This window comes from Priestia sp. FSL P4-0332, from assembly GCF_038005845.1.
Taxonomy (GTDB): domain Bacteria; phylum Bacillota; class Bacilli; order Bacillales; family Bacillaceae_H; genus Priestia.
Window position 1 is genome coordinate 2,561,541 of record NZ_JBBOUA010000001.1, and the last position, 17,087, is coordinate 2,578,627.

15 protein-coding genes and 2 riboswitches are annotated in these 17,087 nt (G+C 39.3%); of the genes, 2 read left to right on the top strand and 13 right to left on the bottom strand.

Going from position 1 to position 17,087, the window contains the following annotated elements; all coding sequences use genetic code 11:
* Window positions 1-102: 102 nt before the first annotated feature.
* The 5 genes from eat to thiT form a co-directional block, all read right to left on the bottom strand.
* Window positions 103-1,452: an ethanolamine permease gene (gene eat, locus MKY06_RS12960; protein WP_289914456.1), complete on the bottom strand. Its 1,350-nt coding sequence runs from the start codon at window positions 1,450-1,452 to the stop codon at window positions 103-105.
* 21 nt (window positions 1,453-1,473) lie between these two features.
* Window positions 1,474-2,187: an ethanolamine ammonia-lyase subunit EutC gene (eutC, locus tag MKY06_RS12965; protein WP_029322012.1), complete on the bottom strand. Its 714-nt coding sequence runs from the start codon at window positions 2,185-2,187 to the stop codon at window positions 1,474-1,476.
* 14 nt (window positions 2,188-2,201) lie between these two features.
* On the bottom strand, window positions 2,202-3,572 hold the full coding sequence (locus tag MKY06_RS12970; protein WP_029322014.1) for an ethanolamine ammonia-lyase subunit EutB: 1,371 nt from the start codon (window positions 3,570-3,572) through the stop codon (window positions 2,202-2,204).
* 26 nt (window positions 3,573-3,598) lie between these two features.
* Window positions 3,599-5,017, bottom strand: coding sequence for an ethanolamine ammonia-lyase reactivating factor EutA (locus MKY06_RS12975; RefSeq protein WP_029322016.1), 1,419 nt, complete (start codon window positions 5,015-5,017; stop codon window positions 3,599-3,601).
* A gap of 156 nt (window positions 5,018-5,173) precedes the next feature.
* On the bottom strand, window positions 5,174-5,779 hold the full coding sequence (thiT, locus tag MKY06_RS12980; RefSeq protein WP_049787051.1) for an energy-coupled thiamine transporter ThiT: 606 nt from the start codon (window positions 5,777-5,779) through the stop codon (window positions 5,174-5,176).
* Window positions 5,780-5,811: 32 nt separating this feature from the next.
* Window positions 5,812-5,912: riboswitch (TPP riboswitch) on the bottom strand.
* 174 nt (window positions 5,913-6,086) lie between these two features.
* Window positions 6,087-6,271, top strand: a riboswitch (Lysine riboswitch).
* 102 nt (window positions 6,272-6,373) lie between these two features.
* On the opposite strand from thiT, the gene MKY06_RS12985 reads away from it, so the two are divergent.
* Window positions 6,374-7,813, top strand: a complete 1,440-nt coding sequence (locus MKY06_RS12985) for an amino acid permease (RefSeq protein WP_013057233.1) — start codon at window positions 6,374-6,376, stop codon at window positions 7,811-7,813.
* A 35-nt stretch (window positions 7,814-7,848) separates the two neighbouring features.
* On the opposite strand, the gene MKY06_RS12990 is transcribed toward MKY06_RS12985, so the two are convergent.
* The 5 genes from MKY06_RS12990 to MKY06_RS13010 form a co-directional block, all read right to left on the bottom strand.
* Window positions 7,849-8,217 (bottom strand): hypothetical protein, encoded by a 369-nt coding sequence (locus MKY06_RS12990; protein WP_057273260.1) that lies wholly within the window; start codon window positions 8,215-8,217, stop codon window positions 7,849-7,851.
* Between the two features lie 103 nt (window positions 8,218-8,320).
* Window positions 8,321-8,812 (bottom strand): GNAT family N-acetyltransferase, encoded by a 492-nt coding sequence (locus MKY06_RS12995; RefSeq protein ID WP_029322018.1) that lies wholly within the window; start codon window positions 8,810-8,812, stop codon window positions 8,321-8,323.
* 90 nt (window positions 8,813-8,902) lie between these two features.
* Window positions 8,903-9,490 carry a cysteine hydrolase family protein gene (locus MKY06_RS13000; protein WP_013057235.1) on the bottom strand — a complete coding sequence of 196 codons (588 nt, stop codon included), beginning with the start codon at window positions 9,488-9,490 and terminating at the stop codon, window positions 8,903-8,905.
* Window positions 9,491-9,511: 21 nt separating this feature from the next.
* Window positions 9,512-9,820: a cupin domain-containing protein gene (locus MKY06_RS13005; RefSeq protein WP_013057236.1), complete on the bottom strand. Its 309-nt coding sequence runs from the start codon at window positions 9,818-9,820 to the stop codon at window positions 9,512-9,514.
* The gene (locus MKY06_RS13010) at window positions 9,795-10,562 is read right to left on the bottom strand and encodes a YqcI/YcgG family protein (RefSeq protein ID WP_064471726.1); all 768 of its coding nucleotides are present in this window, start codon (window positions 10,560-10,562) and stop codon (window positions 9,795-9,797) included. The genes MKY06_RS13005 and MKY06_RS13010 overlap by 26 nt, the downstream gene beginning before the upstream one ends.
* 154 nt (window positions 10,563-10,716) lie before the next feature.
* Between MKY06_RS13010 and MKY06_RS13015 the strand changes: the two genes are divergently transcribed.
* Window positions 10,717-11,358 (top strand): LysE family transporter, encoded by a 642-nt coding sequence (locus tag MKY06_RS13015; protein WP_029322025.1) that lies wholly within the window; start codon window positions 10,717-10,719, stop codon window positions 11,356-11,358.
* On the opposite strand, the gene MKY06_RS13020 is transcribed toward MKY06_RS13015, so the two are convergent.
* From MKY06_RS13020 to parE, 3 genes are all read right to left on the bottom strand, one after another.
* Window positions 11,344-12,165: an alpha/beta fold hydrolase gene (locus MKY06_RS13020; protein ID WP_013057239.1), complete on the bottom strand. Its 822-nt coding sequence runs from the start codon at window positions 12,163-12,165 to the stop codon at window positions 11,344-11,346. The genes MKY06_RS13015 and MKY06_RS13020 overlap by 15 nt on opposite strands.
* A gap of 209 nt (window positions 12,166-12,374) precedes the next feature.
* The gene (parC, locus tag MKY06_RS13025; protein WP_029322028.1) at window positions 12,375-14,801 is read right to left on the bottom strand and encodes a DNA topoisomerase IV subunit A; all 2,427 of its coding nucleotides are present in this window, start codon (window positions 14,799-14,801) and stop codon (window positions 12,375-12,377) included.
* Window positions 14,798-16,774 carry a DNA topoisomerase IV subunit B gene (parE, locus tag MKY06_RS13030; RefSeq protein ID WP_013057241.1) on the bottom strand — a complete coding sequence of 659 codons (1,977 nt, stop codon included), beginning with the start codon at window positions 16,772-16,774 and terminating at the stop codon, window positions 14,798-14,800. Before parE ends, parC begins: the two co-directional genes overlap by 4 nt.
* Window positions 16,775-17,087 lie beyond the last annotated feature (313 nt).

A 17,087-nucleotide genomic window follows, 5' to 3' on the forward strand; every position in this document is an offset into this window, starting at 1 on the left:
TCTTCCAACAAACAGACCTAGTATATCATTCTACAAAAAAACGCTCAACCCTTTAATTTTACAAGAAAAACGGCTTGCCTTTACAGCCAGCCGTTTTTCCTCCTATTTAATGGATGCTTCTCGATATGAATTGGCTGCTTCTTTTTTGAGCTGTCTAGAGCCATAAAAGACATAGTAAATAATTGAAAGAAGGAAAATTCCAAGAATCACATAAATTAAAGGTAGAGAAACGCCAAACAGCATTAAATTTGTTGTAAGAACACTGTATTTTATGATGCTGTACAAGCACAGAATCCCTAATACTAAGGCAATGCTTGGCACGACCGGGTAGTTTACTTTAAAAGGACGAGACAAGTTAGGTTCTTTTTCGCGTAAAATAAAAAGAGAAACTAAACTGATGCAGTACATCATCATTGCTCCGAACACGGATAAGATAATAAGTGCATTGGCAAATGTTGCAGATCCTGCACAAATCACGCCGATTGCTCCCGGAATCAACAAACCGCCGACAGGAACTCCTTTTTTATTCGTTTTAGCAAGAAATTTAGGGAAGTACCCATCTCGTGCAAGCGCATAGGTTTGTCTTGAAAATCCCATGATGATTCCGTTTAAGCTAGCAATCAAACCGAATAGGCCGATAATAGCAACAACGGTTGAAATGCCGTTTCCGTATACAGAAGACAGTGCCTGTGGAAGTGGATAATCGGCTAGCTTCCCGCTTCCTTCGCCAAGTCCTGCTGTTACAAATAGTGTAAACAACGTTGCGGTTGCTAGAGTAATAATCGCTCCAATAAATCCTTTAGGAATGTTTTTCTTAGGATTTTCCACTTCTTCCGCTGCCATTGCTCCTCCTTCTATTGCCAGATAAAACCAAACAGCGAATGGAATAGCTGCTAGTACCCCTGTTGGCCCGTTAATAAATGAATGATCATTAAAAATATTCGATGTTTGTACATGAGGCAAACCAGCTACATAAAAAATAGATAAACCAATTAGTGCAACAATGGTAGCTGTAAGCTCAATCACCGCTACTTCTTTTACCCCGATTAAATTTAATAAAACAAAGAAAATAAAGGCACCTACCGTTGCGTATACAGGGTTAACGGCTGGAATAAGGAAGTGTAGGTATGCTCCTGTTGACACTGCAATAGCAGGGGGAGCAAAAATAAATTCAAGCAAGCAGGCAATTCCTGCGATATATCCCCCAAAAGGTCCAAGTGCTCTTCTTGCATAAGCTGAAGGTCCGCCGGCTTGCGGGATAGATGTTGAAAGCTCTGCATAACTGAACATAAACGTTGTGTAAAACACGGTTACAATTAAGGTTGCGATTGCAAGCCCAATAATCCCGCCTTGTTCAAACCCGTAATTCCACCCAAAGTATTGTCCTGAAATAACCATGCCCACTGAAATAGCCCATAAATGAATAGGTTTTAATTGTTTTTGTAACGCCATACGTTCTCCTCCTTTTGATGTTTAAACAATAAGATGTACACCGCTTGTTTGCTGCTTGATCATTTTGTCAATCATGGTACCGATATGTGCGGCTGCCTCAATAGGAGGCGTCCCTCTTTTATGAATATTAGAAATAACCATACGATCAGACTCTTTTTTGCCTTTGCTAGGTTCATAGCACATGTAAGCACTCATTGATTCAGCACTGACCAGTCCAGGTCGCTCTCCAATCAATAGCACAAGTGCTTTTGGCTTTATGATCTCGCCAATTTCATCCATGCATGCAACTCGTCCCCCTTTTACAAAAAATGAAGTCCCGATACAAAGCCTATATGACTGCAGGGAGTCAATTAAAGCTGGATACACGTCGCTTATGTTTTCTTCGATTGCCTTGGCACTCAGTCCATCTGAGACTACTACTTGTACATCAGGCTGCTGCACGCAGTTTTTAAAAATTTCTTTCTTAGCGTTATCTGCTAATAACCTTCCTTGATCCGGCCGTTTTAAATAATGTTCTTTTGACTTCACGCGTGTATTCACAGTGAAAAGGTTAAACTCAGCTAAAATATCTTCTGAAACTGCTCCATATACAGAATCCACGGCTGCAGCATGATCCGTGCGAAAAGATAAAACGTCTTTTGTTAGCGGCCTTGTTCCTGTACGGCCGACACCTATGCGGGCAGGGGTAAATTGTTTAAGTGTTTCAAGCGGATCGCGATTTGACTTTGGTATCATAGTAAGCACCTTCCTTAAATCAAATTCATAAAAATAGTTGGGTCTCCGGCTCTAGATGTAAAGCGTCCGTTTTCCATAATACGCTGATCTTCAAGCCACTTTTGAAATAAAGGCGTTGGGGTACGGTCTAACACATTACGTACCGTTGCGATGTCATGATAACTAAGAGACTGGTAGTTTAGCATGCAGTCATCAGCCATGGGCACTCCTATGACAAAGTTCACTCCAGCTGTTCCTAGAAGCATACTTAAATTATCCATGTCATTTTGATCAGCATCCATGTGATTGGTGTAACATACGTCTACTCCCATAGGCAAGCCGTGCATTTTGCCCATAAAGTGATCTTCTAGCCCAGCTCGTAGGACTTGTTTGCTGTTATATAAATATTCAGGTCCAATAAATCCAACAACCGTGTTAACTAAGAAAGGCTTGTAGTGACGAGCTAAGCCGTAGCATCTAGCTTCGAGCGTTACTTGATCAATATTATAGTGAGCTTCTGCTGACAGTTCAGAACCTTGTCCTGTTTCAAAATACCAGCGGTTCGGACCTTTTGCTGTACCTTTTTCATGAATTAACGCTGTTGCTTCATTGAGCATAGACAGTGAAATCCCAAATGAGTCATTACCGGCTTCTGTTCCTGCTAAACTTTGAAAAATCAAGTCAGCAGATGCTCCTTTTTCGATTGCTCTCATCTGACTTGTTACATGTGATAACACACAGTTTTGAGTAGGGATGGACCATTCATTGATTATATTTTTTGTTTCATTTAAAAGAGCGTAGATATTATCCGTTGTGTCAATAACGGGGTTAATTCCAATAACCGCATCCCCAATTCCATAGCTTAACGCTTCGTAGAGAGATGCTCTCATTCCCTTTAAGTTATCTGAAGGATGATTAGGCTGGGCTCTTGAAGCCAATACGCCTTTTTGGCCGATAGTCGTTTGACAAGTAGTTTGCACTTCTATTTTGGCTGCTCCTTGAATTAAATCTAAATTGGACATAATTTTAGTAGCTGCCGCAATCATTTCGCTGCTTAATCCTTTGCTAAGCGCAAGAAGGTCTTCTCCGGTATGCTCATCAGATAAGATGTATTCTCTTAACTCCCCTACTGTCCAATTTTTTATAATGTCGTAAACGGATGAATCAATTTGACTTTCGATTAACGCCGAGACGTTGTCTTCATCTGCGCTGAGCAGCGGGTAGTTTCGAATATCAGCAAGTGTGATATCAGCTAGGACTTGCTTTGCTGCCATTCGTTCTTTCATTGACTCAGCGCTAACTCCCGCGAGCTGATCTCCAGAACGCTCTTCGTTTGCTTTGGCCATGATTTCTTTTAAGCTATAAAATGAAAATGTTTCTCCTAACAATCGTGTAGTTTTAAACATCGTTTCCTCCTTGTATATTTAGTGGATTAGGATGAAAAAGCGAGCGTTTTAACGGAAACAGAGATTGCTTCTCCAGCTACTGGTAACCCTAGATCGATGTAATCTCCGTGTGTAAAATCAATTTGATCTAAACAAATAATTTCTAACTCTTTTCTCTGTTTAGCTAGTGCTTGTCCTAAGGCTTTTGCAATATCTTGCTCGCATAAAACAACGAGGCACTTAGCTCTCTTAAAACAAGCAATAAATTCAGCGCTTATTACTTTTGCTAATTCTTGCAGCATCTTATAGCTGCAGTAAGGAAAATGAGATAAAGCAATAGCAACGGGAGGATCTTCTGCACTGAAAATAGTTGAAGCCTGCATACATGACGCTCGAGCTCTTTCTTGAAACAGCTGCGGATTCCACTCCTCCTCTGGCTGTACGGGTATTTCTATAATCGGAATGTTTTTCAGCGGCAGTTTTTTAGACTTAATGTATACGGTTGATCCGCTAACTTCTGTATTTTGCATACCAGCTCCAATGACAGTAGCGCGCGTTGTCTCAGCGGCTTGAGATACTTGGATGGATTGAAAATGATATGCTAGAAGCGGACCAACGTCTCCGTGTATGGCCACTTCCTTCACTGTTTTTGGCTTTTGCTTCTCCATCATTGCTCCTACTCCTCCTGAAACCATGATCGTTTCAGGATGTATAGAAGATCTTGTATGAGGAGAAACGAGCAGCGAGGAATTTTGATTCAGCGCTTTTACATAATTCACGGTTTCTTCAGCTAGTAATTGACAGATAGACGAGAGCTTTTCAAATGTTGCTTTTTCACCTTCTCGCAGTGTTAAAGAATTATTTTTCAAAAATTCAGTTAAATGAGACGAAATGTAGGTAACAAGACCGTCTTCATTTAGTCGAATTAATCTCCCGCCTACATGCAGTGTAAACGTTTCTATCACTTTTCCATTTTGACATAAAGCGATGTTAGCAGTGCCTCCTCCTACATCAATATTGGCAATTACTGCATTTGTTTCAGCAGAACGTTCGATTGCTCCTGATCCTTTTGCTGCTAATATTCCTTCCAAGTCAGCGCCGGCTGTTGCAACAACAAAATCCCCAGCATGTTCGGCTAGATAGTGAACGATACTTTCTGCATTTTGCTTTCTAGCCGTTTCTCCTGTAATGATCACAGCGCCCGCCTCCACTTGATCTAAGGAGATTCCTGCATTCTTATACTCTTGTTCTAGTAGTACCGTTAATTTTTGAACATCGATTTCAACATCGTTTAGCATAGGGGTGGTATAGATAGAACTTGCATACGTTACGCGACGATCAATAATTTGACAGCCTGGCAGCGTAAACTGATTTTGTTGATTTGCTATTAGCAGCTTGCTTACAATCAGTTTTGTTGTGCTTGTTCCAATATCTAAACCTATGCTCGTGATCCATTTCTGTAGCATGCTATCAATCCCTTACCTCGTTTGAATATGGTGATTATCATAAAACAGTTTTTTGAATATTTCACTAACTATGTTATCAAACCTGACACACTTTTGTGTAAACAAAGGTGACAAATGACAAAAAAGACTAAATCTTGGTAGATTTAGTCTTTTTTATTATGAGTGTGATTTAGTTACAATCATTCTTGATGCGGATGGAATTAATAGTGAAAGAATGACTAAGCAGGCAATTAGTGACCCTACCATTGAAATCCCGTTCATTGAAAAAGAATACCACAGAGCGGACATGCCCTTTGGCGCGTATGATCCCCAGAAAATAATACCCGCAATAAAGTGCCAGAAATACCGTGCGAAGCTGCCGATAACAAGGGATAAAACAATCAAAACAAAAGCTTTTGATCTGTTATTGTTAGCTAAATTTGTTTTAATAGATTGCGAAAAAACACCTCCAAAACCTATAAAAGCAAAAGCCACAATATATTCAATAAACGTTTGCAGCGCTGTTAAAATATAAGCCGTTCCTGTTGCCAACTGCAACAGCCCCCATAATAGACCAGATAGAGCCCCGCCTTTTACTCCCCAGCGAAAGCACATAATAAAAATGGGCACCATGGAGAACGAAATACTCACAGCCGTTGCAATCTTAATGGAAGGCAAAAGATCAAGTAGAAGTGCTAATGCTGCAAAAATAGCTATTTCAATTTTAGCCTGTAAGGGTAATGCTTTATTCACGTTTCTCACTCCTGTTTTTGAATCATTCATATCAAACGGTTTACACAGGAGTAAGCAAATATATGCTACTATTCCCACATTCCTACGCTAGCGTTAACTAACAGGTTCGAAGGGTCTGAACAATTTGTTCACTCTCAGCACGGCGGCTCCCCCTGTGGTACGTTCGGATATTTATGTAGTATTATGACAACATTTATTATACCATATGTAACAAAATAGATTCGAGAGATTTCAAAGATGTTTCTATTTTCTGAATCTATTTTTTATAATGACAATCGTTTTAGTATTTGATATACTTCTTTTATGTCAAATGAATATAAAAAACCCTCATCCTAATCGATGAGGTAGAGGTCGCAGTTTTTAATAGTAAAGCAACGGAAATGCAGAGAACATTGAGGATGTTGCTTGAAAGGAAAAATTGCCGAAGTTTAGATCACTTCTCGGTTGATTTAAGCTGGGGCTGTCTCCGAACAGGAACAGAACTGTCACATCATGCAAGTGATGTGAAGAGCTATCTTCACGGAAGGTTGACGCGGTTTTCAGATTTAAAAGCGCGCACATATACTGCGGGCTTTTTTTATGTTATCCCGTCTCTTTCCGTACATTCGAAAGGAGTATTTATCTATGCAAGAGCAGCAAGAATTAAAACGTGGGTTGAAATCTCGCCACTTAACGATGATTTCATTAGGAGGAGCCATCGGAACCGGCTTATTCCTAGCAAGTGGTGGAGCAATTCACACAGCAGGACCTGGGGGAGCGCTTTTAGCTTACGCTATTATTGGTGTCATGGTTTACTTTTTGATGACCAGCCTGGCGGAGCTCGCAGCTTATATGCCTGAAGCTGGTTCGTTTAGTACGTATGCGTCTCGGTTTGTAGATCCATCCTTTGGTTTCGCTCTCGGCTGGAACTATTGGTATAACTGGGCTATTACGATTGCAGCTGAATTATCTGCTGGAGCCCTTATTATGAAATTTTGGTTCCCAAACTCTTCTTCTATTTTATGGAGTGCCCTGTTTTTATTAATTATGTTTGGGCTTAACTACCTTTCTGTAAAAGGATTTGGCGAATCTGAATTTTGGTTTTCATTAATTAAAGTAGTAACAGTTATCATCTTTTTAGTTATTGGTATTATGATGATTTTTGGTATCTTTAACAATGAAGCACCAGGTTTTAAAAACTTCACGCTTGGTGATGGACCCATTCACGGTGGATTCTTTACTGTCTTAGGTATTTTTATGGCTGCTGGTTTTTCATTCCAAGGAACAGAGTTGCTTGGAGTTGCAGCTGGAGAAAGTGAAGATCCGGAAAAAACGGTTCCTCGCGCAGTTAAACAAGTCTTCTGGCGCATCTTGTTATTTTATATTTTAGCTATTTTTGTTATTGGGATGCTTATTCCATACACAGCGGATTCATTAGCAAGTGATGATGTGCGGGTCAGTCCGTTTACTCTAATATTCGAACGAGCAGGTCTGGCGTTTGCAGCATCAGCTATCAATGCCGTTATTTTAACAGCCGTTTTATCTGCTGGTAACTCAGGTATGTATGCTTCTACGCGTATGCTGTGGAACTTGGCGAAAGATGGAAAAGCACCGAGGTTCTTAGCAAAAGTAAATAAACGAGGCGTTCCGGTTAATGCTTTAATCGCAACGGCACTTGTCGGTACACTTGCATTTGGTGCTTCATTTTTTGGAGACGGTGCGGTATACACGTGGTTACTTAACGCTTCTGGTATGTCTGGTTTTATTGCTTGGTTAGGAATTGCAATCAGCCACTATCGTTTTAGAAGAGCATTTGTTGCCCAAGGTCATGATTTGAGTGAACTTCCATATCATGCAAAACTTTTCCCATTTGGCCCTATCTTTGCCTTTATTTTATGTGCCGTTGTTATTTTAGGCCAAAACTATTCGGCGTTTATGGGTGACTCGATTGACTGGTACGGTGTACTTGTTTCCTATATCGGACTTCCTTTATTCTTAATTGTTTGGTTAGGATACAAATGGACGAAAAAGTCGAAACTTATCCCGTTAAAAGAATGTCAAGTAACAGTGAAAAAATACGAATAAAAAAAGCTCTCTATTCTTTTGAATAGAGAGCTTTTTTATGTGATCTGATCAGCAAAATGAAGAGATATATAGGCGGGCTGGTTTTTCATAACAAGCATATAACCTTTGAGGGGACGATTACAGTAATCAGCAGCTTCTATATAATAAATATGCTGAATTAACCTGCTTAAATGGGTTACAAAAGATGGAAGTTGATGAGTAGGAATGCTTTGGATGTAGTCTATGATTTCTTGTTTAGTTTGAAGGCCCGAATGGGTACATTCTAACAGATGAAAAAGCAGATCTGCTGCTATAGTAGATAGTTCAGAATTGTGCTTGATTCTATTCAGCTGGATATGCAGCTCTTTTTTGGACCATCTTTTCGGAATAGCTCTTAGATGCTGATATTGAAAATGTGTATTCATGATAGCTAACACCTTTCGTATTAACATAATAAAACGATTTATTATGTTAATAACCTTTACACACGAAACTAAAACGTTACAATGTGTAAAGGTGTCATACATCTTATAAAATAAGCTGATAAAAAAGCACATCTTGCCACTGATCAAATTTCCAGCCTACTTCTTTAAATTCTCCGCAAAATGTAAAATTAAATTGCTCATGCATTTTGACACTGATATCATTCCCTTTTGTAATCCCTGAAATGACAACGTGATGGTTGAGTTCTTTAGCTAATTCCAAAATCCGCTTCATAAGCTGTTTTCCAATGCCATGTCCCTGCTGGTTTTTATCAATATAAATCGATAGCTCTACCGTTTGAATGTACGCCTCTTTATCTCGATAAGAAGAAAGCGAAGCATAGCCCGCTACTACCCCATCTTTTTCCGCTACAATAAGCGGAAAAAGTTCATTGCTAATGTGATTATCAAACCAGCTCCTTCTTTGCTCTACTGTTACAGGCGTTAAATCAAAAGTAGCAGCACTTGTTTGAACAGACTGATTATAAATTTCAACAAGCATAGGTAAATCTTCTTCTTTAGCATAACGAATGATCATATGTACAAACTCCTTATAGTATAGAATTATCTTTATTTTACTTCTTTTAATAAACATAATCTACATAAAAAACCGATGTGCGCATGCACATCAGTTATGATTTTGAGCATATTGAAAGGTTTGAAGAACTTGAAGTGTCTCTTTTGTAGAAACGACCGTTGCAAACTCCTCATGCAAAGAAGACAATGCGAATGTATGTACATCTTCTGCAGGAAGCCTTGTTTTTCCATCGTAGGACATACAATCAAAGCAAGCTGTTGCATCGTTTACAACGTACGTCCTGTACCCTAGATTTCCAGCCATGCGAGCAGTCGTAGAGACGCAGTGATTAGTAGTTAGTCCTATTAAGATAAGCGTATCATAGCCATTTGCTTTTAAATAACTGTCTAGCTCTGTTCCAATGAAGCAGCTGTTCACGTGTTTGCGAATTAAGTATTCATCTTCTTGTGGACCAAATCCTTCTTTGAACTGAAACCCCTTCGAACTTGGGTGTAAAGGAGAATTTGGATTTCCTGATGCATGCTGTACGTGAATGACAGGATAATCTTGGCGCCTCCATGCTTGCAGCAGCGTCAGCATATGTTTTTCTGCATCTAAATTGTTTCTTTCCCCCCACTCGGGTGAATAAAATCCTTCTTGTACATCGATAAGCAGCAGCACTGGCCGGGAACGTAGCATAAGCATCATCTTCTTTCGTCTTTATTTTAAAATGGAAATAACGTATGTGCACCCATCAGGACCGGCTTTTGAAGAATGAACCGTTTGTTTCGGTAAATGTATCCGATCTCCTGCCTGACATAGAACCGTATCACGTTCAACTGTAAAATAAATAGATCCTTCAAGTATATGAAGAATTTCATCAGTTGGATGCGTATGAGATGGGTGCGTTTGAAAAGCAATATCGTGCTGTACTTCAACGTATCCAGTATACGCCGGAAGCAGTTCTTTAATTACTTCTTCAAACTTTCCGCCAACTCCTTTTTTAATAGAGGCTTTTTTTACGTCCATGCTGCTCACTCCTTTTTAATTTAAACGGACACTGTCCGGTAGTATAGTTGTTATCATCATGTAAAAAATATTGCTTCCACTCTCGGTTTCCCTGCTGTCCATACCATCCTAACTCAGGGTGAGCTGATACGTCATCATATGTTTTTAACCGATCGCGGACCACCTTTTGTACGTGCCGCCCTATTTTTGAATCTCCTGTCATACCTTCAAAGACCCACCGAGGCTGAAATGTAATCATAAATCCTCTGCTCTTACGGCTTTTACGCAAAGAATGAGCAGGCGTATTACATACGACAAAAATAGGTTCTCCGTGAAAGCAAAATTCCCATAATGGATTTTTTGGATCTTTTGGAATGTCTTGCGGCCATTTCTTTTGATCAATTTGATGAAGAAACGTCAGCGTATCCCAAAACATCGTTTCGTACTCTTCCATTGATCGTTCTTTATGTTCAGGCTTAAAGAATAACACAAAAGATGTATAGCGACCTATGGTCTTGAACGTATCTATGTATTCTCTAAGTGCCGACGCTGCATTCCTAATATCTTGGTAGTTATAAGGAGTAGTCACAAATGAAAAACGCAGTAAATCTTTTTTAAAGCCTTCTACCCCTAATATACAAGGAAATGGATTTTCTTCTGATAATATATCGCTTTGGAAATATTGAAAAGCATCTTTTCCCCAAAACGGGACATGCGTTGACTCTAAAATCTCATTGGCTCGAAAAAGCATTTTTGATGCCATTAAAACCCTCCTTATGGAACTCAACGTTACATGTGTATTAAAGAAAAGAAAGTTTATGAGCATTTTTAACTAAATGCCGCTTCTAAATTATAAAACTCTAATCTATATATATATATAAGCTACTATTGGACAAGTTAGAAAGGAGGCTGTGTTTGTGGAGTGGTTTTTGATTGCTATAAAACAAATAATTCTAGGTATTAGTCTCGCAGCACCGGTAGGTCCAATTAATATAGAGATGATTAAAAAAGGGCTGACAAGAGGATTTTGGGCTTCTTGGCTAGTTGGTTTAGGAGGCATGACGGCCGATATTTTATTTATGCTCCTCATTTTAATAGGGTTAACGCCCTTTGTTCAGATGCAGGCTGTTACTGTTTCCTTGTATGCAACTGGTTTTGTCATGCTCACATTTGTTGGCTTTCAAAGTATGAAACAAGCTGTTTCTCGTTCCTTTTCAATAGATGTAAACAAACCCTCTATTAAAAGAGATAAGTCGTTTTTTACAGGTTTCTTCATTGCTCTTATGAACCCTTTAAATATTGTGTTTTGGTTTGGTGTATTTGGGTCAAGCTTAAGCGAAAGCCTCCAAAGTCAAACGTGGCTATCTGTCTTTTTTCACAGTTTCTTTATTATCTTTGGCATCCTTCTTTGGAATTTAAATATTGCCAGCAGCATTCATTTTACAAGAAAATTTATCACGCCTAAGCTTCTTCGCTTCATTACGTTAGGTGCGGGTTTTTTACTTTTTTTATTTGGCTGCCAATTCGGTTTTAAATGTATATCCTTACTTATAGGCTGAGCTTTTAGCGATGAGTTCAATAAGAGTGTCATTTACTTTCTCACGTTCATCATAAAAAAGACCGTGTCCACTATTTTCAAATGGAAGAAGTGTAGAAAATGAAATATGACGATTCATAACTTTTGCAAGATCAAATGGACAAATTTGATCTTTTTTTCCGTGTAATATATATGTCTCAGCGAAAATTTGACTCAAATCCTCTCGCAAGTCTTCGTCTCGTAAAGACACCGCAGTTTTAATCGTTCCATGACCGGATGCCTCTAAACCTAAATCTTGAAACCACCCTCTAAAAGCTGAGCTAATAGGCTGATTAAAAAACTTTTTGCCAAACTCTTCAAGCATGTTAGGACGATCTCTATACGTATTTTGAATAATTGTATTTACTTCTTCAGAAGGAAGTCCATATGGAAAATCAGTTTTTTGAATAAAGCTTGGAGCCGCTGCTCCTAATAAAATTAACTTCTTCACGCCATATCCTAAATGTCTGCTCATATATCGAATGGCAATGGCTCCCCCCATAGAAAAGCCTACAAGCGTATAATTTTTAAGCTCCAGTCTTTCTACTAACATTCGAATATCATCCGCTAATTGATTATAAGAATAGCCGGTGAAAGGCGCATCTGATTTTCCGAATCCGCGAAGATCAGGAGCGATACATCGAATACCGCGGGCCGGCAACGTTGTAAATTGGTATTCGTACATTTTAGCGTTAACAGGCCACCCGTGGAGGAAAAGAACGGGTTCCCCTTTTCCAATATCCCGAACAAAGAGTTTAGTCTTAGGAGTTACGTGAATAAAATAGTTCATCTATAACACCTCCTAGATGTTCTTTTATATATATGTTTAGGACAATTGGAACATTCAAAAGTTTCTTAGAGGCTTGTGTAGGAGGTATATGATGTTTATTTGGGTTAAGGAGTAGGGAAATTTTTATATTGTTTATTTAGAACATAGTTTAACTTAAAAATATTAAACAAAAAAAGTAGTAAAGCGTTAAAAACTTTACTACTTTTTTGTTATTTTTCTTCCAGCCACACATCAACTAAATTGCCAGCTTCGCTTTGGTCCAATACGAATGAACCGTTGCTGTATCGGTCGCTAGCTCGCATTGTAGACGGATCAACCTGCTCGATTTGACCTTTAGATGATTCCACTATCATGTAGTGCTCTTTAGAGATTGCTTTTACTTTTGCAATTTGATGCGGATTAGATTTTAGTTCTCGGACCATCACTAGCCCTCGTTTTGCTCGTGCTGATTCTTCAAACTCAGTAATTTTTGTCTTTTTCACAGCTCCTCGCTGCGTGGCGATAAATAATTCAGTTGATAGAGCTTCACCTTCATCGAAGATAACGCCGCTTACAACATAATCATCGTCTTTTAAGTTAATTCCTTTCACACCGGAAGCGCGAGTTCCTACAATATTGATTTCTTCTTCCCGGAAACGCAGTCCGTAGCCAGAGCGAGTGGCAATAAACACTTGTTTTTTACCATCGGTTTGATATACATCGACTACTTCATCATCGCCTTTTAAATTAACGGCGACAAGAGCTTTGGAGTAGCGCTGTGCTTTATATTGAAGTAATTCTGATTTTTTGACCATACCATTTTTCGTAAAGAAAAGCAGATACTGATTTTCTTTAAATTCTTTCACCGGTATCGCCCGTACAATTTGCTCTTCTTTATCAATTGGAACAATGTTCATGATATGCTGCCCCATGTCTTTCCACCTGATATCCGGAAGTTCGTGCACTGGCATATATAAATAATTCCCTTTGTTTGTGAAGATGAGAAGGGTTTCGGTTGTATTAATTTCATACTTCGCTAAAATTCGGTCCGTATCTTTCATACCGAAGTCTTGCCCGTTAGACGCGGCGTAAGAACGAAGACTTGTTCGTTTTACGTATCCGTCTTTTGTGACTGTCACCATCACTTCTTCAGATGGAACCATCACTTCTAGATTAATCTTAATTTCTTCGATTTCCGCTTCAATTTTTGAGCGGCGTTCTGTACTGTATTGCTTTTTTACACGGCGTAATTCTTTTTTGATTATATTAAAAAGTTTTTTCTCGCTATGTAAGATTTCTTCTAACTCGTTAATTTTAGCACCTAGCTCTTCAGCTTCCGCTTGTAGAGCTGTGATGTCCGTGTTTGTCAAACGGTATAATTGAAGCGATACAATCGCCTCTGCTTGAGGTTCTGTAAATTCATATTTGGCAATTAAATTATTTTTAGCGTCGCGCTTATCTTTAGAAGCTCTAATCGTCGCAATAACTTCATCTAAAATCGACAGTGCCTTAATCAATCCCGCTACAATATGTTCACGTTCACGTGCTTTTTGCAGTTCGTATTTAGAACGATTTGTTACCACTTCTCTTTGATGATCAATATAAGCATCAAGAATGTTAGCCAAGCTCATAAGCTTTGGTCGCTTTTTAGCAATAGCAACCATGTTAAAATTATAAGGTACTTGCAGATCCGTATTTTTATAAAGATAGTGAAGTACTCCTTGAGCATTTGCATCTTTTTTTAATTCTACTACGATGCGCAGACCGGTACGATCCGTTTCATCGCGAACTTCAGCAATGCCTTCCACTTTTTTATCTAAACGAAGCTCATCCATTTTCTTAACAAGGTTAGCTTTGTTTACTTCAAACGGAATTTCTGTAATGACAATTTGCTGTTTTCCGCCGCGAATGGACTCCACTTCCGTTTTTCCGCGAATAATAATTTTCCCTTTACCTGTCTCGTAGGCTTTCTTAATCCCGTCTACCCCTTGAATGATTCCTCCCGTAGGAAAATCAGGACCTTGAATAGCCGTCATCAACTCTTCAATTGTACACGTTGGTTTATCAATTCGCATGATCGTTGCGTCAATTACTTCACCTAAATGATGAGGCGGAAGTTCTGTAGCATAACCAGCTGAAATACCCGTGGATCCATTTACTAGCAAGTTAGGAAACATAGCCGGTAACACAGTTGGTTCGCTGCTTGTATCATCGAAGTTAGACACAAACTCAACCGTTTGTTTGTCAATATCTCGTAGAAGTTCTGCAGCAATCGATGAAAGGCGAGCTTCTGTATAACGCATTGCTGCTGGGGGATCTCCATCAATACTTCCGTTGTTTCCATGCATTTCGATCAATACATTTCTAACTTTCCATTCTTGACTCATTCGAACCATGGCATCATATACAGATGAATCACCATGAGGGTGATAGTTACCAATTACGTTCCCTACAGTTTTGGCTGACTTGCGAAAGCCTTTTTCTGCTGTATTCCCATCTACGTGCATTGCATATAAAATACGGCGCTGAACGGGTTTTAACCCGTCTCTTGCATCCGGCAGTGCACGCTCTTGAATAATATATTTACTGTATCGACCAAAACGGTCGCCTAGTACATCCTCAAGAGGTAAATCTAAAAAGCGTTCTGTTTGTGTCATTGTACGTCCTCCTCTGCGACCGTTAATACATTTTCATTATCTAAAATATTTGGATCTTCTTCTAACCCAAACGCTACGTTGCTTTCAATCCATTTTCTGCGTGGTTCTACTTTATCGCCCATCAAAGTGGTCACACGACGATCAGCGCGAGCAGCATCATCAATACGGACACGAATCAGCGTACGCGTCTCTGGGTTCATTGTTGTTTCCCAAAGCTGATCTGCGTTCATTTCACCGAGACCTTTATAGCGTTGAATCATATACCCTCTTCCTACCTTATCGATAGCACCTTGCAATTCTTCGTCACTCCATGAATATTCAACCACTTCTTTTTTACCTGACCCTTTGCTTACTTTATAGAGCGGTGGAAGAGCAATAAATACTTTTCCTGCTTCCACAAGCGGTTTCATATAGCGGTAGAAAAACGTTAGGAGAAGCACTTGAATATGAGCGCCATCCGTATCCGCATCGGTCATGATGACTATTTTATCGTAGTTAATATCATCAATGGTGAAATCTGCTCCTACTCCTCCGCCTATCGCGTGGATGATCGTACTAATTTCTTCGTTTTTAAAAATATCTTGAAGCTTGGCTTTTTCGGTATTGATAACCTTCCCTCGCAGTGGCAGCACAGCTTGAAAGCGGCGGTCCCTTCCTTGTTTTGCTGAACCTCCGGCGGAATCCCCTTCGACTAAGTACAGTTCGTTTCGCTGAGGATTTCTTGATTGCGCAGGCGTTAACTTCCCGCTTAGAACGGTTTCTTGACGCTTTCGTTTCTTCCCGTTTCTTGCGTCTTCTCTCGCCTTTCGTGCTGCTTCACGCGCTTGAGCAGCTTTGATTGCTTTTTTTACAAGAAGAGAGCTTACGTCTGGGTTTTCTTCTAAGAAATAGGCAAGTTTTTCAGAAATAACTGCATCTACGGACGAACGAGCTTCACTTGTACCTAACTTTCCTTTTGTTTGACCTTCAAACTGAAGCAACTCTTCAGGTATTCTAACGGAAACGATGGCTCCTAAGCCTTCTCGTATATCCGTTCCTTCTAAGTTTTTGTCTTTTTCTTTTAGCAGGCTTACTTTACGGGCGTATTCATTAAATGCACGCGTCATAGCGCTTTTTGCACCGGACTCATGCGTTCCACCATCTTTGGTACGAACATTATTAACAAATGATAAAATGGTTTCAGAATAACCATCATTAAATTGAAAGGCAAATTCAACTTCAATATTATGATGAATCCCTTCAAAAAAGACGACTGGATGAAGTGAATCTTTTTCTTCATTTAAATATGAAACAAAGGCTTGAATACCTGTTTCATAATGAAAGATATCGTGACGATCATGTCTTTTATCGATTAACTCTATTTTGAATCCTTTTAACAGAAAAGCCGATTCGCGGAGCCGTTCACAAAGCGTATCATAATTATACACAGTTGTTGAAAAGATCGTGGCATCCGGTTTGAAATGAATCGTTGTTCCCGTTTTTTTCGTTTTTCCTATTTTTTCTAGCGTCGTAACCGGCTTTCCTCCATTTTCAAAACGCTGTTCATAAATAAATCCATCTCTATGAATGGTTACAGTCAACCATTCAGACAGCGCATTTACAACAGATGCACCTACTCCGTGTAAGCCTCCGCTTGTTTTATATCCACCCTGTCCGAATTTACCTCCTGCATGCAGGATGGTTAAAATAACTTCAGGCGTTGGTTTTCCTAATTTATGCATGCCCGTTGGCATACCTCGACCTTTATCTTGTACAGAAATTGAATTATCTTTGTGAATGGTTACAATAATTTCTTCTCCGTAGCCTGCTAGAGCTTCATCAACAGAGTTGTCGACGATTTCATATACTAAATGATGCAGACCTCGTGTATCCGTACTTCCAATATACATACCAGGACGTTTACGAACGGCATCTAATCCTTCTAGTACTTGAATTGCATCTTCATTATAATTAAATTGTTGTTTCCGAGCCATTCATACTACCCCTTTCATCACAACGAACATTACTACATTATGTATGAAACACAAACGTTTGCGCTTCGTGTCTAAGAATAAATGATCATGTATCCTATCTTTTAATTTTATAGTGTTCGCATCAACAGAACGTATGTTTCTATTTTTGCGTACTTACAAGATTTTAGCACAAATTTCCGTATTATAAAAGCAATATCTTGTGTATTCATGGATTATAAGCATTATAAAGCTAGCTGTCTAACGTCTATTGTAGCGGAAACGCTCTTACTATTTCAACGCATGGTGAAACCCATGCAAGCAGTGTGCATGGGTT